This window comes from Hungatella sp. SB206, assembly GCF_051132295.1.
GTDB lineage: Bacteria > Bacillota > Clostridia > Lachnospirales > Lachnospiraceae > Hungatella > Hungatella effluvii.
In genome coordinates this window covers 4,991,735-5,012,312 of record NZ_CP096603.1, presented here as the reverse complement: position 1 = coordinate 5,012,312, position 20,578 = coordinate 4,991,735, and the positions used below count along the sequence as shown (strand labels likewise).

The window sequence follows — 20,578 nt, the reverse complement described above, 5'->3', positions numbered from 1 at the left end:
TTCCAGTTCCGGTTTCGGGCATAAGAAGTTCTAAACGTGCAGAATTTTTCTAAAAACCAGGTGAAATTCCCAAACTCGCTGCGCTCAGACAAGTGGGAATTTTACCTGAACGAAAAATTTTGCGCGTTAAGAACTTCTAATACCCTGCAAAGTCACAGGAAAGGCTGAGGAAGCCTGCCCGGCCGAACCGGACTGCGGTGCCCCTGGTGGAGAGTGAACGGTAACTAGTTTACAGGCCTCCGCTATCTAGCCGAAATCCCAGCCTTGCATCCCCCATCAGAATATGCTATGCTGAGTATGCTCTAGCCAGACATACAATACCATGCCGCGCTGCGCCGTCAAGGCGCCGGGCATGCTTATAGGGGGTGTATAATACTGCAGCTGGTAATACCATATTCAGGAAACAGGAATGTATCCTGTTTTTTTTGTTCACATAGGAAGGAAACCATTTCCTCTGGCAGATTAGAGCGATGAAAGAATTTCACAGAACAGCAGCCATCTTGAAATATGATGATGAGACTGGAAAACTTAATAATATTCCTGTTCATAAACAAGATCACGAGAGCGGGAAGATTCCATTTACCCTTTTAGCGGAAGAATTGAATTGTGCCAAAACCCGGAATTGCGAGGACGAAGTATAATATCCAATAAAAGCGGATGGAAGGAAATCAGGTGTTTAAATATCCGGGCGCAATGGATATTTGAATGCCTTTTTTTTATTCGGGTAAAATAACGAAGACATCAATAATCATAATCGGAGACCATAATCGGAGGACATCATGAGGAAAATAGGAAAACAGCTTATTACGATACAACTGATTGACAATTATTGCGCGTGGCTTGCGGGCTGTGAAAAAAGTGAGAAGACCATTCAAAAATACCGGTATCACCTGATCCAGTTTATGAAATATCTGGATTGGAGGCCAGTGACAAAAGAACGGGTATTAATATGGAAGAAATATTTGAGGGGACATTACGCGCCAATCTCTGTAAACGGCGCGCTGACGGCGTTAAATGGCCTCTTTCAGTTTTGCAACTGGAAGGACTGTATGGTGCGCTTTTTAAAAATCGGAAAGGCTTCTTTCTGCCAGGAGAGCCGGGAGCTGTCTAAGGAAGAGTATGTGAGACTGGTCGAGGCGGCGGCCCAAAAGGGCAACGAGAGACTGGCGCTTGTGATTCAGACCATCTGTGCCAGCGGAATCAGAATATCGGAGCTTGCCTATATCTCAGTGGAGGCGGTTCAGAGAGGCAGAGCGGAGGTGGAGTGTAAGGGGAGAGTGAGAACCGTCCTTTTGACCAAAAATTTGTGCATCATTCTGCAGCAGTATGCGATTAGAAAAGGAATCACAGAGGGGGCAATATTCAGAACCAGAAACGGAAAGGCGCTGGACCGCAGCAATATATGGAGGGAGATGAAGGCACTGGGCGCAGCGGCATGCGTAGAACGCGACAAGATATTCCCGCATAACTTAAGGCACTTATTTGCAAGGACGTACTATGAGGCAGAGAAGGATCTGTCAAAATTAGCGGATATTCTGGGACATCAGGATATTAACACGACGCGGATCTATACGATGGAGAGCGGAAACAGACACAGACAGCAGTTGGAGAAATTAGGGCTGTTGGTTACATCATACAACCGACTATCTCTTTTGTTGTAAAATATAGAAATAAAAATAAGAATTCAACCTGATTATACTACATATTAATTTTAAAATCTATATTTTCCTACATTAATTTTTGTTTTTCGACACAAAAAGCAGACCGAACAAATTAAAAATTTCGATCTGTCTTATAATCATGCAATTTTTTGATCGTTTCTGCGGTTTTATCCGCGGAAACGATTTTTTTTCCTTCTTCTTCCAATATTTTACAACAAAAGAGATATTCGGTTGTAAACCGGGACGGAGAACGAAGGATGAGGAAAATCAGAGAACCGTGCGCCCTTTTGATTTTATTGCTGTTGATTTGTTTTCGCCCCTGTATGCCGGTGTATGGAATGGAGCTGCCGGCGCGGGAGGAGACTTCCGGGGTGAATCCTGAAACGGAAGGAAAAGATAACCGGGTGATGGGAAGCAGGATTCCAGTCTATGAAACTCTTGGAGAAGCATTGATCCGTAAGCTGAGTGAAGATCAGGGGGAAGCCGAGGGGAAAAATACAGGAATTACTTTTGATACGGTGGAAGAGGCCGTTTCATTTGGCCGTTATTTTTACCGGTACGTATATTGGGGGAAACAGGAAATACGGCTTGCGGCAGGAAGGGACGTGGAGGGCGTCACCATTTATGCGTGGTGTGATGATATCCAGGAGGCCGTCAGTCAGCACAGACAGGTAGCTGCAAAGCTGGAAGAGACCGCAGCCGGCGGTTTTGGACTATCAGATGGAGAGAAGGCGGCATTTTTTTACGATTGGGTATACGAAAATGTGGACTATGATGCGGCCATGCAAAATAAAACGATTTATGATGCTGTGATGAAGGGACAGTCTGTATGCTGGGGCTACGTTTCCACATACCTGGCGCTGTGCAGAATGGCGGGCTTGACCTGCGAACCGGTTTATCAGGGGAATCACGCGTGGAATCGGGTATGGATTGATGGGGGGTGGAAATATTGCGATATTACATGGGACAAGAGCCTGGGCGAACACAGGTGGAAGCTGATCCCGGAAGAAGAGATGGAGAGAGATTCCATGCACGAAACGCTGTGACCGGACACAGGACATGCCGTGGAACAACCTCGAACCGAAAGTGCCGCAGGATGACCGAATTCAGAAAAGCGGAGAGACGGCGGCGGGTTCAAAGACGGATGATGAAGCTTGTGACTGTGATGAGCACGGTGGCGGCTGTCCTGACAGCGGGATATTCCTTCGTTTCCGAAGGGGCGCTGGAACCGAAGGAAATTCTGGTACCGCCCCTCGTCATCACCGTGTCCGAGGAGGAGACTCCCGTAGGTTCGGGACCTCCGCCTGCAGCCATGAAGGAGCCCGCCCAGAGCACCTCTGAGGCCGCCGCCATTCCTGCACCTCCCACATACCTCGGAGAATTCGAGATCACCGGCTACTGCAGCTGTGATATCTGCTGCGGGAAAAAGGACATAAAGCTGACAAAGATGGAGACCGTCCCGAAGTCAGGCTATACCATAGCGGTGGATCCGCAGGTGATCCCGCTGGGGAGTTACCTCGAGATCGAAGGGGTAACCTACAGGGCGGAGGACATTGGACAGGCGATAAAAGACAGGAGCCTTGATATCTTTTTCTCCTCCCACGAGGAGGCAGTCGAGTTCGGGCGGCAGAAAAAGGATGTGTATTTAAAATAATCCCTTTCGAGGGTTTACATAGATAAACAAATGAAATTGGAAGGATAACAGGATGAAAAAAAGGAAGATTGCATTGACGGCGGTTGTACTTGTCACGGCTGCCATACTCCTTTCGGAAACTCAGACCGGAATTGCATATGCGGTGGAGGGCTGGGAGAGTGCCGGCGGAGAATGGAGGTATTTAGATGACCAGGACCAGCCGGTGACTGATGTATGGAAGCAGTCAAAGGAAGCCTGGTTTTACCTGGATTCGGCCGGACAGATGGTAAAGGACAGTTTTATTGACCGGGACAACGGCCTGTATTACGTGGACGCAGATGGAAGACGCGTTCAGGGCAGCTGGGTCTGGTCAGATGGAAAACGGCAGGAAGATTATGAGGAAGGCTGGTACTATTTTGGCAGCAATGGAAAGGCATACCGGAGAGACGGCGGTTTTAAACGTGAGATAGGCGGAAAAACATACGTGTTTGATGAGAGCGGAAAAATGCTCACCGGATGGCTGAATGAGGAAGGCCGCCCTCTGACAGAGGATGAGAGTCCATTAACAGAGGGCGTATACTACGCCGGTGAAGATGGAGCGCTGTGGAGCAGCACCTGGCTCGATTACGGTTCCATGGAGGTGGGGGCCGCCGATGAATTGGAAAGCAGCGTAACGGGACGGGATTACACCGAGTATAAAGAGCTGTGGCTGTATTTTGACAACAACTTTAAACGGATAAAAAGCAGCGGAGACAGGGTGAAGCAGAAGGTGATTAACGGCGCAACCTATGGTTTCGATGAATACGGAATTATGCTGCCGTGGTGGAGCCGGGTAGCCAGCGTCAGCGACGCGGACAGAAGCAATCCCACCAGCTCGGAATCTGCAAAATACTTTGCAGGCTATGACGGCGGGCGCCTGCTGCGAAACACCTGGTTCTGGATGTGCCCCTCCGAAAATCTTGACGAACAGGATTACAGCAACGGGGAATACAGCTGGTGGTATACCGATCAGGACGGAGAGGTTTACCGGAACCGGATCAGGAAGGTCAACGGCAGAAATTACGCGTTTGACGGACTCGGAAGAATGCGTACGGGATTCGTTCTGTTTGATGGAAAAGATACTTTTGTAGCCCAGTATGACACGGATGACTGGACTTCTGAAGATTTTAAAAACGGAGACCTTTACGGACTGGAAAAGGCGGATTTGTACCTGTTCGCGCCGGATGAACTGAATGACGGTTCCATGCAGACTGGCGGGGATATAAAGGTGGAGTTGTCCGATGGAGTCTTTACCTTTGGATTTGGAAGCAGCGGCATCGCTTACGGCAACCGGAATAAGATTCGCAAATGGAAAAATGCCTTCTATATTAATGGCCTGAAACTGGAAGCGGATAAAGAGTACGGGTATGGTGTCGTTCAGGAGGACGAGGACATTTACCGGGTAGTCGATACCAGGGGAAATGTGGTATCCGGACAGAAGAAGATTGTAAGAGACAGGGATGGAGGCTGGCTGATCATCCTGAACGGGCGTTTCGCCGCCAGGACAGACGACAGCTCAAAGCCGAAGTGGCATAACGGCGAGGAAGGCGAGGGATTTTACCACTACGACGGGAACGATAAGGACGATAAGTATTCCGGAGGTCTCATTGCCGGATACGATTCGGAGCCGGTTCTGGATCAGCTGCCCGCCGAGGAACGATTGAATTTTGAGTAGAAAGAGGTTGGAGACAATGAATGGATTTCGAAAAGGCAGATTGCCGGCAGTTATGGGAAGGCTGCTTCGGAACGTAAAGAGGGGCACCGCACTGCTGCTGGCAGTCACCCTGACCCTTTTGCCGTCGGTACCGGGCACGGCCATGACAGCCTGGGCCGCGGGCACAGAGCTTCAGCCTGCACAGGGGATGAAGACCAATGGCGGCGGATTGACGACCGCTTATAAGTGGAATCAGGGATCGGCCGGAAAATTTGACATAGAAGGCATCGAAAATGCTGCTTTAATCGGTTCTGATAATCCCTACACGGGAGACCGGTTGAAATCCGTTATCACCACGTATGCCCACCAGGGATATGAAACAGTGATACAGAAACAGGGCGGCACAGGAGGAAGAAAGAATGTAGCCATATCAACCAACGGCGGAGTGCAGACGTTTGACGACCTGGGGGTTGAAGTACAGATGAAGGTCTACCCCAGTCTGGATCAGAAATGGATTTTGGTGGACTACATTGTATATAACAAAACCAATGCGGATAACCCGATTCAGCTGGCCAGCGGTACGGACGTACAGGTGGGTGGAAGAAGCGGCGCGGGCGCGGGAGACCCGGCGGACGCCTCCACTCTGGAAGCCAATAGCCGTGGGTTTCACATGGTCAATGAACAGACGCAGCAGACCTTTGACTGTATCTACAATGACAGCAGTCTGGGGGTGACAGAGCCTACGACGAAATGGGTAGGACAGTACAGCGCCAGGTATAATTATTACTTTACGGATGGACCGCACAGCGTTTCGAATCAGGATTCGGGGCTTACCTATTCCTGGACTATCCCGCTCCGTCCGTATGAGACGGCAGTCCGTCGGGTGGCGTTTGGAGCCAAAGGGCCGTCCTACTATGTATCGGCCGCCCACGGAAACAACAGTAATGTAGGCGCTTACGATACACCGTTGCAGACGATTGAAGCCGCAATTAATAAGATTGGCAGCAATGTAGGCTATATCTATATACAGGATTACGGCGAACTGACGTCAACGGTCAACATTCCGTCAGGCGCCAATATCACGTTTATGAGCTCAGATTACAACCGCTCAGGAACGCCGATCGACGATATCATCACACTGCACAGAAGTTCCAGCCTGGTGTCGGGAGCGATGTTTGCTACCAACGGAGGCACCATGCGTTTCAGCAATCTTGTGCTGGACGGCAGCAAGGCCGGGGCAGCAGGCAATACCGCTCCGATCCTAACCGGAAACACCGGAACGATCGGTGTGATGAGCGGGGCGGTGCTGCAGAACAACAAGGTATCCGCACCCGGTGTGGGAAGCGCCATTCAGGCAGGCGGAAGCGTAAACCTGGAGATGAATTTCGGAACGATTACCGGTAATGTCACGAAGGACCGGGGGGCCGTGAATTTTGAAAGCACAGGGAAATTTACGGTACAGAACCGGATCGTGATTGAGGACAATACGAATGAGGGCGGCGCAAAGGCCAATGTCTATCTGGCCGCCGGCAAATACATGACGGTAGAGAGCGACTTGGATACCACGAGCATCGGCGTGACGACCGCCCAGCTGCCGGAAGCCTCGGCCGGTGGCCTTTCTACACAGGCCAATCAGGAAGTAAAGATAGCTGTGCCGCTGACGGGAAGCGCGGTGAATATATCGCCCAGTCCGTTTGTGGATAACTTTTTCGCAGATGGAGCAGGCAGTGACGGAACCGGACTCTACATAACCACCGGCACGGCCAATTTACCGGGAGCGGGAGCAAACTATGACAGAAACACGGTATTGAAGAAAAATGGCTATCAGATTACAGCCTTCATCAAAGATGTAAACACAGGCGGCGGCATTGCAGGAGCGCCTGCGATACCGGCGATTACCCGTGGATCGGGTGAGGCGGTAGAGATCGCCGCGCCGCCGCAAGTGACAGGATATGAATTAGAAGGCGTGACCATTGACCAGGGGGCATTTACCTCGCTTCAGGCTCAGCTCACACCGGGAAGCGATTTTGGAAAAGTAACAGGAACCATGCCGAACCAGGATGTGACGATTGACTACGAGTACAGAAAGGTGGATTCCAGCATTAATTTCGAGGCAAACGGCGGAACGCCGACACCGCCTTCCCTGACAGGAATGGCCGGCAACAGTGTCAACGCACTTCTGCCCAGTGTCAGCCGATATGGATATCGGTTCCGCGGCTGGAGTACGGTAAATGACTGGAATAATCCGAGCTTTATTACGGAACTGCCGGCAGTATTTCCGGATACACCGATTACGTATTACGCGATTTTTGAATCGGACCCTAATGTGAAATTTAACTATACTGTGGAATACTCCAATCAGAACGGATCGATTGTATTCCAGACCAATACTTCGGAAAGTGCATACAGTGTGGAAACGCCGATCCAGGCACAGAAGAAAACGATACACGGCTACGTATGGAACCTGGGAGACTCAGGAACGACGCCGGAGACGTATAACTTTAACGGGTCCAGCGTCCCGATTGGTACGTTTAACGGATCAGGCGGGCAGTTTGAAGGAAAGATGCCGGGGCAGGATGCCACGGTGCGTTACCGCTACCGGGTGGACTACGGCAATACGGCCGCGCAGTCGCAGCTTACGGTACGCCATCAGACTGTGAGAGGAGCCGTCGTCTCGGCCGACCAGACCAGCGGCCGCTATCCGGAGGAGGCGATTACCGCCGGTCCGGTGACGAAATACGGGTATCAGTGTGTGGAGGCACGGATTGACGCCGGGGATACGGCAGACGATGCCGATGGAAATCTGGTCAGCGCCCTCACCGGTGCATTTGACGGGAGCTTCCAGTACCAGGGCGTGATGCCGAATCAGCCGGTCACCATTACCTATATTTATGAACCGACAGAAGAAGGCTATCCCCTGACCGTGGAATATGTGGACAACCAGACACAGGATGACAGACTGAAAAATATCAGGGAACCGCTGCGCCACATGCATCAGGCGGAAGAACCGGTAGGACTTGCCTGTGCGCAGGGCGGAATGGAATACCAACAGCCTTACGGCTACACTCTGGCGGCCAGGGCCATCAGCCCGGTGACCAATAAGATCAGCTGGAGCGGAAATGATTTTACGGGAACTATGCCGAATGACAGTGTGACTGTGAAATACAGCCATAGCCGTACCGCATCCCTTTGGGCGGACATTACCTACCGCGCAGGAGCAGGCGGAATACTCTCCGCAGCGGACGGGATGTCTCCGGATGTACAGGCTGTTGGAAACGGCAGCTTCCGGACCAGTGCCCTGATCGATGACGGAAGTGACCAGGGAGCGGAAAACGGCTATACCCTGAAAACTTTGACAGACAAAAAGCTGATGCCGAAAGGCGATGCGAACAATTATTACCGTTTTGAAGGATGGTTTGTGGATGCAAACAACAATGGAATGCTTGACGGCGGTGAGACGCTGCTTGGAGAGGATTACCATATTACCGGTAATACGGTATTGACGGCTTATTTCGGAGAAGATCCGGATAAGTGGGTGGATATCCGTTTTGAGGCGGGCGCCCACGGCACCATTAATACGGGAGAACCGGTGAGCCTTCATACCACCTTTGACAAGAAGTGGGGAGACATCACAGGCAGCCTGCCGCAGTACACCCCGGAGGTAAATTACCTGACCGTGGGCTGGTATGCGGGATCAACGCCTGTAAATGGGGAACTCGGTCTCGTAAACGGGCAGACGTATACCATCCGTTTCCGTCCGGACCCCGATGTATTTGGAACGGAAGTGGCCCAGCCGGAAGTGCTAGCCGGTTTAAACAGCCAGGGAAAAGGCCGCGTCACCGTGTTCCACACAACGCAGGGATATCAGTATATTCTGACAGACACAGACGGTAAGATCCTTAAGGTGCTTCGCGGAAATGAGCTGTCCGGGCGCGTGGTGTTTGATGACCTGTATCCGGGCGCGTATTACCGGATCTATGAGGCCGATGAGAATACCCTGGTCCAGGCTGGCGGTCAGATCGACGAGATCACGGAGCCGTTAAGCGCGCCGGCAGAGGCGCTGACACCTGTACTGGAGACGAATTACCAGATTATCTACGATGAGAAAGAGGAAGGCAAAACCTGCCTGGTGATCAAACCCTCGGATCCTGATTCGGAATACGCGGTGCTCGACAGCAATGGTCATGTGGTGGAAGTGCCATCCGCGAGTGCAGGCGGCTGGAAGAAACCGGCCGGAAGCCCGGCTTCCCTGGAATTTGCGGGACTGGATTATAACCAGGAGTACACGGTGGTGGCCCGCCCTGTGGGACAGACGGACATTACGGCGGAGAGCCGGAGAGAGGCAGGAAGCGTTATAACAACCGATCCGGGCGCAGAACTGGAACTGCCTGAATATATCGTTGAGGCGGTAAACGGACAGATCCTGCAGGTGGCGGAGGAAACCGTCGGCGAAGAGCGGTACGAGAAAGCCCATAAGGGTGACCGGGTCAGGATTACGGCCGATGCGGCAGACAGTGCGGGAAATCCATTTTCCCACTGGGAGACGACCATCGGAACCGCCGGAAATCTGGGCGATAAGACAACCGCCCGGGAAACCAGCTTTACGATGCCTGGCGCCAATGTGGTGCTGACCGCAGTCTATAAAAAGCCGGTCGCATCACCGAGCAACGCTGCGGTCGTGGATGAGGTGAGAGGCGGGAGCCGGAAGGAAACAGCGCTGGATCCCAATGAGATTCCAAGGCTGGAGGAAGAACTGACGACGAACGCGGACCGGGAGCTGATCGATGTAAACCGCGCCGATGTGACGTATAAAATCGTGTACAGAAAGAACGCAGTCAAAGCGTCGGAATCCAATGCGGTAAAAGCCTCCGGCTACTACGACCAGAACCATGAGGAGGCCTATAAGGGCGCCTGGGGACTGGATGTGCTGGCGGAACGGTATGTCAATGGAAGAAAGGTGGCCGGTACCCCGGAACCTGAGGCTTCCTTCCGGACTTACATACAGATGGGAAAAGACGATATCGACATGATGGATTACCAGCTGTATGAAATAACAGAAAACCCGTCTACCGGTGAGACGGAAGCGAGTCTGGTTGATTTGGACTATGACCCGGAGACCACGGGAGGGCTCTTCACCTTCACGGCCCATATTGGAAGCCGGTATGTGATGGTATATAACCGGGCGTACCGCGTGTTCTTCATAAACAGCGTGGTCCTGCCGATTGAGAACCGGTACCGCTATTCCTTTAAGGTCCGCCGCGAGGAGGCGCCGGATGACATATATTACAGCGACGCGTACGGCCAGGTGGCGGATCAAGTGGAATACTTTGTGAGCCCCACCGGAGCGGAATACAGCTATGAAGGCTGGAGCTATGACCAGAACCGGTTTAAGGAGTTTGACCCCTCCGGAGCGATCCGAAGAAAGACGTACGTGTACGCCTATTATAAGGATAATGTAAAAGAAGTGGACGATATCAGAAAGAAGCTGGAGGAGGCGATCCAGGAGGCCATACGGATCAGCGATGACCACTTCCTGAAGCTGGAAGAGAGCGGAAAGCTGAAAGACGCAGTGGAGGAAGCGCTGGAGATTCTGGACCGTGAGAATCCAAGGGCAACGGCCGGTCAGCTGGAAGCGGCTCTGGAAAAACTGAAGGAGAAAACCGAGCCGTATGAAAAGATCCTGGATGACCGTTACAACCATTACGACGAGATTCAGGAAGGCGGAAACAAGGGCGGCAACAAAGGCGGCGGCGGTGGCGGACACGGAACAAAACAGAATCCTTTTAACACAAATACGCCGAAAAGCTACGTAGTTGGAACCAACGGAAACTGGGTGGAAGTCAGCGCGCCCGAGGGAGAAGAGAGGCAGATGGCCTTCGTTCTGACCGGAGGAATGCGGTTAAGCGGAATGTGGGCGTGGATCAAGTATCCCGCGGACGGAAGCGGCAATCCATCAGACAGGACCGGATGGTACTATTTTAGTGACAAGGGAATCATGCAGACCGGTTGGATCAGGGATAAGGCCGGAAACTGGTATTACTGCAACACGGAAAAAGAAGGCAGATTCGGCAGAATGCAGACCGGATGGCACCACGACACTGCAGATGGAAACTGGTATTACCTGATTCCGGAAGGCGGAATGATGGCTGTGGGCTGGCGAAAGATCGGAGACAAATGGTACTATTTCGAAACGGCCGGGGCCGGGGTATACACGTACAACCCGACTAAGGAAAACTGGAATTTTGGCGGAGGAAAAGGAAGGCCGCTGGGTTCCATGTATAAAAACGAAAAAACACCGGATGGCTTTGCAACGGACGCTGACGGTGCGTGGATTCAGTAGGAGGAACTCGATGAAAAAAAGATTTAACTTGAAAGCAAAGCTGGCGGAGCTTCTGGCGGCAGTCATGGTATTTTCCATGGCTGCCCCGGGTAATCCGGCGTATGCGGTCAACTATGGGGAGACGTCTGTCATTGAATTCGATCCCCAGGCGGGCCCGGGCCTGATCCATTCCAGCTACAGCGGCGTGCCCAGAAGGGCAGACGGGGTCTCCTTTGCTACGGGACAGGCAGGGCATCCGCTGACGGACTCTGCCGATTTTAACGGAATTCCCAGAGAAGATTTTGGGTCCGGACAGAGGCCGCAAATCCCGGAATTTAATGTTGCGTGGGACGGCTACACGTTTGATGGCTGGTATAACGAGGCGGGAAACAAGATTCTGTCCCTGCCGTACGCATTTCCCTATTCGCAGGTGAGCACCTACAAGGCTGTGTGGAAAGGAAATGCGACGAGTCCGTTTCAATTTACGGTGATGCACTACCGGGATTTAAATACCGGCAGAGACAACAACAATAACGGCGCCGATGAGAATGCATGGCCGGCGTCCGGAGCAGAGGATCTCTGGAAGTTTTATGAGTCGCCGGACTGGACGCGGTCGGTTATGGCCAATACCCCGATCTCTGCCACCTATAGGAGAGATATTCCGGGATACCGCTTAAAGTCCGTGCTGATAAAAAATAACCGGGTGCGGAAGTATGAGGAAGCCAGCGGCCAGGGAAGTCTGGATGGCGGGGCCTCCATCAACTCGGCGACAAACGCGGTGCGCGGCAATATGCCCAATGACAATCTGACGGTGGCGTACCGGTATGAACCCGATCCGACGAAGAAATTTGCGGTGAACGTTGAGTATGTGGATTTCTCAGGAACGCCCATCAAGACTCCGGACACCTTTACATTTCCGGCGGAGGCGGAGATCGATATCGCACCCGCGCAGATCAACGCTTATACGCTGCAGAGCAGCGAGATAAAACCGGGCTTTGAGGGGACGGATGACTTAGCAGGCCAGGGAATCTATTCGGCGGCGACTGCGGGCTGCCATTTTGACGGAAATAACCATTTTAAGGGAAAGATGGCGAATCAGCCTATAACAATTACTTATAAGTATGCAATTGATCCCAATTTCCATACGAGGCTTCAGGTAAAGAGGCTGGATAACCACGGGAATCCGCTGGAGGACGATGAGATACGGGATATCACCCCTGCGTCTCCGGTCGTGATCGATGTGGAACAGAAGACGGGCTATGATTATCCGCCCAACATTCGATGGGACGAGCATTTTACCGGAAATCAGAACAGTTTCGATCCCAATGCGGAAACGCTTACCCTAAACAGCGACATGCAGGGCGGGATCGTGACGATTACATATAATGAAAACCTGTCGGACGAATCGTACTGGGCAAAGCTTGAGTATTATAACGGCAGCAACGGATCCATCTCCGGGGCGACGGCTCCCCGTTTTAAGAAGCACGGGAATTATACCATCGAAGAACTGACGGATGGCATCGCGGCTTCTCCGGAGGCCCATTACGTGTTTGACGGCTGGTACAAGGCCAATGGAAATGGAAGTGATAAGACGGGAGAGCGGCTGGAAGGAAGTCTCTCCATAACCCAGGCGACGAAGCTGTTTGCAAATTTTGAGGAAGATCCCAATGAGTGGTTTGACTTAAGCTTTGAAGCCGGAAATCACGGATCGCTTACCGGAGTGACCTCGATTCACACAGAAAAAGGAGTGCTGTGGACCTCTTTGAATCTTCCGACTCCCGTGCCGGATACGTATTATACGTTTGCAGGATGGTTTGATGAGAGCGGAAACCGGGTACAGGACAGCCAGACGGTATTGGCTGACCAGCATTATACGGCAAGGTTTGTTCCGGTCAGCATGCCAGACGACGGAATCCTTGCAATGCCGGATGCGAGAGGTACTGTGGCTCAGGATGGGCGGGGAAAGGTCTCCGTATCCGGAGCAAATGAAGGGCGCAGATATGCGCTGACGGATGAGAATCACCGCGTGCTGGCTGTTAAGACTGGCGTTCAGCTGCAAAGCAGCGATTTTATCGGATTGTATCCGTGTACAGCCTACTACGCGTATGAGCTGGCCATGGAAGTGAATCCGGCCGTCGGAACGATCCTGCCGGACAGCGTGGATCCCCTCGATTTCGGACCGCCTACCCGGGTGACTGTACCGGCCCTGGGCGGCAATTATCAGGTGGGAGCAGACTCCTCAGAAGGAAAGATGCGAATTACCATCGACCCGGCCGCGCCGAATACCCTATACGGCATTCTGGATGCGGAAGGAAACGTGATACAGGTTCCGGGAACTGATGGAGACGGCTGGATTGGAGCCGCCGGTTCCGCGGGAGCAGTCTCCTTAGGAGGCCTGGAGCCGAATCAGCTGTACACGGTCACTGCTAAACACGCAGGAGAAACGGCTTCGGCTGCCGACAAACGGATAATGGGAACACAGGTAGCCGTTCTGGGCAGTGATCAGCAGGAGCAGACGTATACCGTATCCCTGACAAACGGCGGATACATCGATGAGATAGTAAGAAACGGCACAGCACTGGAAATAGAATCACACGCTGTGACCGCTGTCGTAAGAAAGGGAGACATAGTAAAGATTAATGCAGATACCACGGATGGAAACGGACAGGCGTTTAAGCAGTGGAATACCCTGATTGGAGCCCCGCAGCTCTTTGCGGCGAGAAGAAATCAGCCGGTGACCATGCCGGGACAGAATGTCGTGCTGCAGGCCGTTTACCAGTCGCCGCCAACGGCCACACCGGGCAATGCATCGGTGGAGTTTTCGCCGAAGGATGGTAAGACAGCTCTGGATTTATCCGGGAACTATCAGGAGAGCCTGATACAGGCGCTGACTGCCAACACCAGCGATCAGACAGCCATGACACAGGGAATCGATGTGGAATATACGGTGAAATTTAACAGAAGGCCGCCGAAGGCTTCGGAATCCAACGCAGTGAAGCAGGAGATGGGAGAGGACGGCGATCTCGTGAAAGTGCCGTGGACGCTGACCTCTTCCCTGACAAGAAAGGTGGGCGGAACCAATAAGGAGCTGCCGGAAGACGGAAACTCCCAGCCGGATATCCGGGTGTACGGTGTGATCGACAACAACCTGCTGGGATATTTAGACTACAGGCTCTGGAAGATCGATGACCCGGAGGGGGCGCCAAGCTGTACGCAGATACCGATGGAACCGGATCCCAACAGCGCCGGTGAGGCATTCCGGGGCACCATATCCTTCGATGCCGCGGTTGGATCCACCTACGTGCTGACGTATTTGAAGGCGCATGAAATAACAATTATAGACGGCAAGAGAGCGGCCGTTCACCGGGTGAAGGTGAAGTCAGGCACCGCGCTGGAAGACACAGAGGAATTTAACGACCTGGCTATTTTTGAAGACTACACAGACCCGGTTACCGGAATTGTATACGAGTATCAGGGACTGGGAGTATCCGAGTCTTCGGCAGCGTACGATGTTTCGGAACCGGTCACACGGTCATTGACCCTACATGTCCGGTACCAGGCCGCGGATGATACAGAGTGGCAGGCGGCCAGGCGGAAGCTGATGGATCAGATCGCTGTCGCACAGGCGCTGATGAACAATACGTCGGTCAGTGAGGAAAACAGACAGCTCTTAAGCGCCGCGGTGGATACGGCGCTGGAAGTGGTAAACAGAGTTTACCGGCCAACGCTGGAAGAGCTTTTACAGACCTATGAGGAATTAAAGGGAATCGTGGACACCATCAGTTCAGGCGGCGATAATCCCGATAACCCGGATAATCCCGATAACCCGGATAATCCAGACAATCCGGATAATCCAGACAATCCCGATAACCCGGACAACCCAGATAACCCGGATAACCCGGACAACCCGGGTGGAAATGGCTCCGGCGGTGGTTCCGGTTCCGGCAGATCGGGCAGAGTCCTGGGACCCGGCCAGTCCTTTAACCGTTACAGAACGTATTTTAACGGAACAGACGGTTCCTGGGTGCAGGGCGAAAGCAACCGATGGATGTTCGTCCTGAAAAGCGGCGCGAAAGTCAAAGACAGCTGGGTGAATGTGAGGTATGAAAATTCGCAGCAGCTTTATACGTATCACTTCGATTCGGAGGGCTGCATGGACACGGGCTGGTATCAGGATTCAGAGGGGCAGTGGTATTATCTGGTCCCTGATCCCGGAAGCGAGCAGGGACGTCTGAAGATCGGCTGGTATTTTGATCAGGACGCCGGCAAATGGTACTATTTGAACCAGTTTACCGGAGGAATGCTTACAGACTGGCAGGAGCTGGGTGACGGCTGGTATTTCTTTAACCCTGTGAGTCAGCCGGGGCGTCCATACGGATCGCTGTATGTGGGTGAAATCACTCCGGATGGGTATCCGGTAGATGAAAACGGCAGATGGATCAGAGAAACGCCGTAATGGTCCGCTGACGGCAGAAATGATTGTGGGAACACCGGAGAGCGGAAAACAGCAGAACGTGTTCCCACTTTTATTCCCGCGGACAATGAGTCGGGCGGGCGCGGGCACCTGCGGGTCCGTCTGATGACTGCCGCGAGGGTCAAAAACCGGTGGAGAGAGGATAGATGTATGGTAGAAAAACAGGAACTGGAGGCACGGTTTAAGGAGCTGACCGGCACGGACCGGGCGGGGATCATGCTGGTTCTGATTCACGGACAGAAGGAGGAGAAGCTCTTCGGGCAGATTATTAACCGCTATTTGAGAAAGCCGGTCTTATTTTACGGAATGGACCAGCTGATCCTGAAAACAGACGAAATTTGTGAACGGATTGGTACCCCCATGCTTTCCATGGCTCCCCGTTTTTTGCAGAGAGAGGAAAAGGAACGGTACCAGGAACTGTCCCAAAAGAAAAACGAACTGGAGAAAATGGCCGGAGACTGGCACAGAATGTCTGATCTGTTACAGGCCCAGGCGCCGGCGGCCAGGGAAATTCTTGAGATTCAGGTTCTGTTCCGAGGCAATGCCACGATGCAGGGAAGGTTCCGGTGTCCGATTACCGGCAGAAATTACATCAGTTTTCGCAGTGCCCTGGAGCTTCAGCGGATGCTCAGAGAGGTGGAAATCCAATTTTGTACCAATAACCAGTCAGACAGCAAAGTGTCCGGCCTGGCCGGATCAGGTAAGATCTTAAACAGAAAAAAAGGAAGGGTCCTATGATATGCAGTGAATGCAAACGAAAGAGAAGACAGCAGGACATAGTCTGCGAGATATGCGGCGCATTGGATAAAATGCGGGAATTCGAGCAGTTTCAGGAAGAGATGAACAGGAAGTTTTTTTCAGAAAGGAACGAAGTGGAGGCGGTAAGGTGAATGAATATGAAATGATTATAGATGGGATGCATTTTGGGGTCAGCAAGCATCTTTTTGACAAGCATTTTACCATCCTGTGGGCGAATGATTACGCATACGGTCTGACCGGTTATACAAAAGATGAGTTTTATTTAAAGTATCGTAACCGGGTTGATGAGTATTACAGGAAGGACAGCGAGACGTTTGACTACATGTCCAGTAAGATAGAGGAAGCGTGGAAAAAGCAAAAGGAAGGCTACTTATTCGAGTGTCCGGTAAAACCGAAAAGGGGGAAGACGGTATGGCTTGCCATGAACGGCCGGTTTTCCGGGGAAACCTATCGGGGAGTCCCATTGATCTGGAATGTGTTCTACGATATAACGGACATACGAAGGAGCCGGAAGGAGCTGGAAGAGAAATCGGAACTGTTAATCAGCGAGCTTCAGAAGGTGGAACAGATGAAACAGTGGCTGACCTGCTTTGTATCAGAGTTAAACGAGGATGTCCACTCCATGGCCAATATCATTGGCGGGCTGTCCGACGTGGCGGTCCTCTCTCTGAACAATCCGAAGCGGTGTGAAGCGTGTTTGAAAGAAATAACGGTGACCAGCAGACAGCTGAGGAAAAAAGTCTGCGGCGCCAGCCGGAATTTTCAGCAGGAGGCTGGTTTAGAATATGAAGTATAATCGTGTGGAGGCGGCCAGGCGGATTAGAAAAAGGCGGAAAGAGCTTGGGCTGACGAGTGCAGAGGTCGCGAATAAAATAGGAAGGGCGAACCACTATTACGGTGATATAGAGCGCGGCACCTGTGGAATGTCCATTGATACCCTGATTGAGCTGACGGAAATCCTGGAGATTTCCTCCGATTACATCCTCTTTGGAAAGAGGACCGGAAATGAAATATCGAACGCTGCCAGGGCCTGCCGCATCCTGAGGCAGTGGGATGAAAGAAAACAGGAGCGCGCGGTGGATTTAATGAAATATTACCTGGAGCTGGATAAATGATGGCAGCGGCTGCGGTATCTCATGTATCGTACCTCAGCCGGTTGGGAAAGGAATTCCTGTATTCCGACGGCGTCAGCCCGGTTTCAGAGGTTTTTAATAAATCCATATTGCGTATACTCTCTTTATTCGCTATAATAATTCTGTATAGGTACCAACTATGGCAGCGCAGATATTTTCACAGCTAAAACAGTTATTCCTGATTTATCATCTGACATACTATATAAAGTCATGATTTCATTCTGAAACAGCCTCGGTGATGTTTTAGGAAGTACATAAACTTGTCATTCGGGAGTGTACCCCCAGGGGGATCTGGAGATTGCCGGTCAGGTATACGACGGGACCGTGCTGTGGAAGGGAACAAATAGCAGAACTATATAATTCAAAAAACACGGACAGGACAATGATAGTATGAAAAAGTATTTTATAAAGTTGTGGAGAAAACTTCTAATTACAGGTTTTGGAATGCTTATAATTATCACCCTTATTTTCAATGCCATGCTGATCCGGCAGACTGCATATGAGGAAGGTTCCCGGCATTTGGACGAGTTATCCGCACAGATAGCCTCATCCATTGAAAAGCAGTCCCGTGGCCAGTGGAATATGCTGGATTTGTTTTACCGGTACTTTGCAGATCTGTCAAGTGATGACTGGACAGTATTGAACGGCTATATTAAGGATAAGAAGGAAGCTTTTGGATTTGACTCCTTATGTCTTGTGGATGAGGACGCAATGTATTACGATGGGGAGATGTCTTTTTCTCTGCTTTCGAACCGGGAAGTGACAACGACGCTGCTTACAGACCGGCAGCCGATTATACTCGATAATATGTTCTCGGCAGAGGGCAGGCTGATCTTTTTGATACCCATTGAAAAGCAGGTTGTCGGAGGAAAGACCGTCTGTGCATTGGGTGTGGTCTATAACAGCCGGAATCTGTTTGATATGCTGAATATTCAGGCATTTGACGGAGAATTAAGGATGTATATTATACATCAGGATGGCGTCGCGCTATTTCGCACCAGCCAGGAGAATATCTTAACGGGATATAATATAATTAACAGCCTGGGGGAGGCTGAGTTTAAGCGCGGCTCTCTTGACTCATTTCGGAATAATATACGGGGCGGCCGGCAGGAACTGATGACGGTACAACTGGAGAATCGGGAGTACTATCTGAACCATACGCCTGTGGAGGTGAATGACTGGCAGCTGGTCACGATGGTGCCGGTGAATGTGGTCAGCGGGCGTTTGATGCGCTCAACCATGATTACATTTCTATGCCTGTTTGTGGTAGGAACCCTGATTGTGCTTGCTTTTATCCTGCTCTATTCGGATTCCACGAGGAAGGTGCTCAAGGCAGAAGAGGTGGCGCGTAAAGCAGCGGAGAGTGCCAATGAATCGAAAAGCCGGTTCCTTTCTAATATGTCTCATGATATACGTACTCCCATGAACGCCATTATCGGAATGACAAGGATCGCACAGGATCATATAGAGGAACCTGTGAAGGTGAAGGACTGTTTGAAAAAGATTGATTTGTCCGGCCGTCTTCTGGTGGGACTGATTAATGATATTCTGGACATGTCCAAGATCGAAAGCGGTAAAATGTCTCTGAATAATGATACGGCGTCGCTGGTGGAATTGATGCAGAACCTGGTGAGCATTACCCAGCCCACAGTTTTTCGGAAAAATCAGATATTTAATATACGGCTTCATGATATCCGCCATGAGAGTCTGATATTTGATTCTCTCCGACTGAATCAGGTTATGATAAACTTATTGGGAAATGCAGTAAAATTTACACCTGAAGGGGGAAGCATCAGTCTGGATGTGACAGAAGAAGCTGCAGAGGATGAGAAGCTTGTCCATCTTGTGTTTAAGGTGGCGGATACAGGTATTGGTATATCCCGGGAGTTCCAGAAGAATCTGTTTACCTCATTTACCAGAGAGCGGGACAGCAAGATCGATAAAATTGAAGGAAGCGGTCTGGGACTGGCCATTACAAAGATGATCGTGACTATGATGGGCGGTACCATTACTGTCGAGAGTGAACCGGGCAGGGGGAGTGTATTTACGGTAGAAATGGATTTTCCCGTTGCAGGTGCACCGGAGGAGATGAGCCTTCCGGCTATTCATGTACTGGTGGCGGATGATGATCCGGACACCTGCCGTTCTGCAGCCGGCTATCTTCGTGAACTGGGGGCCAGGGCGGATGCTGCGTATGGGGGCAGGGAAGCAGTCAAAATGGTAAAGGAGGCTGTCTCTGATGGTGACGATTACCACATTATCTTTCTGGACTGGCGTATGCCGGATCTGGAAGGAACCGATACGGCAAGAGAGATCCGGGAGGTAGTAGGTGATGACGTTCCGATTTTGATTATCAGTGCCTATGACTGGAATGGGATAGAAGTGGAGGCAGGTGAAGCTGGTATTAATGGTTTTATCCAAAAGCCCTTCTTCAAATCAACGCTCTACCACAATATTCAGAAATATTACCTCCGTTGTGATCTGGAGCAGCCAAAGGAAGAGCTGGAACGAAATGCCCTGTCAGGCAAACGGCTTCTGCTGGTAGATGATAATGAAATAAATCTGGAGATTGCCCAGGAGATGCTGTCCTATACTGGTGCGGTGGTGGAGACGGCACGTGACGGGCAGGAGGCGGTGGAGCATTTCCGGAATTCACCGGTTGGTTATTATGCCATGATTTTTATGGATATACAGATGCCTGTTATGAATGGTTACGAGGCAACCAGAGCGATCCGGCAGATGGAACGTGCAGATGCCGGTCAGGTGCTGATCTTTGCTATGACAGCAGATGCCTTTGCAGATGATATTGAGCTGGCGAAACGTGTGGGAATGGATGCGCATTTTGCAAAACCGCTTGATATGTCCGCTATGTTGAAGGAAATTAGAAAAATACGCGGATAGCAGAG

11 protein-coding genes are annotated in these 20,578 nt (G+C 51.4%); all 11 read left to right on the top strand.

The features are described from left to right. The first annotated feature begins 779 nt into the window (after window positions 1–779). The 11 genes from M1L66_RS22235 to M1L66_RS22185 all read left to right on the top strand — a co-directional run bounded on the left by M1L66_RS22235 (window position 780) and on the right by M1L66_RS22185 (window position 20,573). The gene (locus M1L66_RS22235) at window positions 780–1,661 is read left to right on the top strand and encodes a tyrosine-type recombinase/integrase (protein WP_434688280.1); all 882 of its coding nucleotides are present in this window, start codon (window positions 780–782) and stop codon (window positions 1,659–1,661) included. Between the two features lie 257 nt (window positions 1,662–1,918). After that, on the top strand, window positions 1,919–2,707 hold the full coding sequence (locus M1L66_RS22230; RefSeq protein WP_434688278.1) for a transglutaminase domain-containing protein: 789 nt from the start codon (window positions 1,919–1,921) through the stop codon (window positions 2,705–2,707). Between the two features lie 50 nt (window positions 2,708–2,757). Beyond that, window positions 2,758–3,315 carry a 3D domain-containing protein gene (locus M1L66_RS22225; RefSeq protein ID WP_187018661.1) on the top strand — a complete coding sequence of 186 codons (558 nt, stop codon included), beginning with the start codon at window positions 2,758–2,760 and terminating at the stop codon, window positions 3,313–3,315. 52 nt (window positions 3,316–3,367) lie between these two features. Next, a complete protein-coding gene (locus M1L66_RS22220) occupies window positions 3,368–5,008 on the top strand; it encodes a cell surface protein (protein ID WP_434688276.1) in 1,641 nt (546 codons plus the stop codon). Window positions 5,009–5,024: 16 nt separating this feature from the next. Continuing rightward, on the top strand, window positions 5,025–11,327 hold the full coding sequence (locus tag M1L66_RS22215; protein WP_434688274.1) for an InlB B-repeat-containing protein: 6,303 nt from the start codon (window positions 5,025–5,027) through the stop codon (window positions 11,325–11,327). Window positions 11,328–11,337: 10 nt separating this feature from the next. Next, window positions 11,338–15,762, top strand: a complete 4,425-nt coding sequence (locus M1L66_RS22210) for an InlB B-repeat-containing protein (RefSeq protein WP_434688273.1) — start codon at window positions 11,338–11,340, stop codon at window positions 15,760–15,762. Between the two features lie 168 nt (window positions 15,763–15,930). Beyond that, window positions 15,931–16,518 (top strand): tungsten formylmethanofuran dehydrogenase, encoded by a 588-nt coding sequence (locus M1L66_RS22205; protein WP_187018668.1) that lies wholly within the window; start codon window positions 15,931–15,933, stop codon window positions 16,516–16,518. After that, window positions 16,515–16,670, top strand: a complete 156-nt coding sequence (locus M1L66_RS22200) for a hypothetical protein (RefSeq protein ID WP_434688271.1) — start codon at window positions 16,515–16,517, stop codon at window positions 16,668–16,670. The genes M1L66_RS22205 and M1L66_RS22200 overlap by 4 nt, the downstream gene beginning before the upstream one ends. Continuing rightward, window positions 16,667–17,335 carry a PAS domain-containing protein gene (locus tag M1L66_RS22195; RefSeq protein ID WP_349768844.1) on the top strand — a complete coding sequence of 223 codons (669 nt, stop codon included), beginning with the start codon at window positions 16,667–16,669 and terminating at the stop codon, window positions 17,333–17,335. The genes M1L66_RS22200 and M1L66_RS22195 overlap by 4 nt, the downstream gene beginning before the upstream one ends. After that, window positions 17,325–17,654: a helix-turn-helix domain-containing protein gene (locus M1L66_RS22190; protein WP_187018671.1), complete on the top strand. Its 330-nt coding sequence runs from the start codon at window positions 17,325–17,327 to the stop codon at window positions 17,652–17,654. The genes M1L66_RS22195 and M1L66_RS22190 overlap by 11 nt, the downstream gene beginning before the upstream one ends. Window positions 17,655–18,116: 462 nt before the next feature. After that, window positions 18,117–20,573 carry a response regulator gene (locus M1L66_RS22185; protein ID WP_434688268.1) on the top strand — a complete coding sequence of 819 codons (2,457 nt, stop codon included), beginning with the start codon at window positions 18,117–18,119 and terminating at the stop codon, window positions 20,571–20,573. Window positions 20,574–20,578: the final 5 nt, after the last annotated feature.

Bases quoted from the DNA above. Each gene is read 5' to 3' on its own strand.
- M1L66_RS22235 (WP_434688280.1), top strand. From the start codon at position 780: ATGAGGAAAATAGGAAAACAGCTTATTACGATACAACTGATTGACAAT.
- M1L66_RS22230 (WP_434688278.1), top strand. From the start codon at position 1,919: ATGAGGAAAATCAGAGAACCGTGCGCCCTTTTGATTTTATTGCTGTTG.
- M1L66_RS22225 (WP_187018661.1), top strand. From the start codon at position 2,758: ATGACCGAATTCAGAAAAGCGGAGAGACGGCGGCGGGTTCAAAGACGG.
- M1L66_RS22220 (WP_434688276.1), top strand. From the start codon at position 3,368: ATGAAAAAAAGGAAGATTGCATTGACGGCGGTTGTACTTGTCACGGCT.
- M1L66_RS22215 (WP_434688274.1), top strand. From the start codon at position 5,025: ATGAATGGATTTCGAAAAGGCAGATTGCCGGCAGTTATGGGAAGGCTG.
- M1L66_RS22210 (WP_434688273.1), top strand. From the start codon at position 11,338: ATGAAAAAAAGATTTAACTTGAAAGCAAAGCTGGCGGAGCTTCTGGCG.
- M1L66_RS22205 (WP_187018668.1), top strand. From the start codon at position 15,931: ATGGTAGAAAAACAGGAACTGGAGGCACGGTTTAAGGAGCTGACCGGC.
- M1L66_RS22200 (WP_434688271.1), top strand. From the start codon at position 16,515: ATGATATGCAGTGAATGCAAACGAAAGAGAAGACAGCAGGACATAGTC.
- M1L66_RS22190 (WP_187018671.1), top strand. From the start codon at position 17,325: ATGAAGTATAATCGTGTGGAGGCGGCCAGGCGGATTAGAAAAAGGCGG.
- M1L66_RS22185 (WP_434688268.1), top strand. From the start codon at position 18,117: ATGCTTATAATTATCACCCTTATTTTCAATGCCATGCTGATCCGGCAG.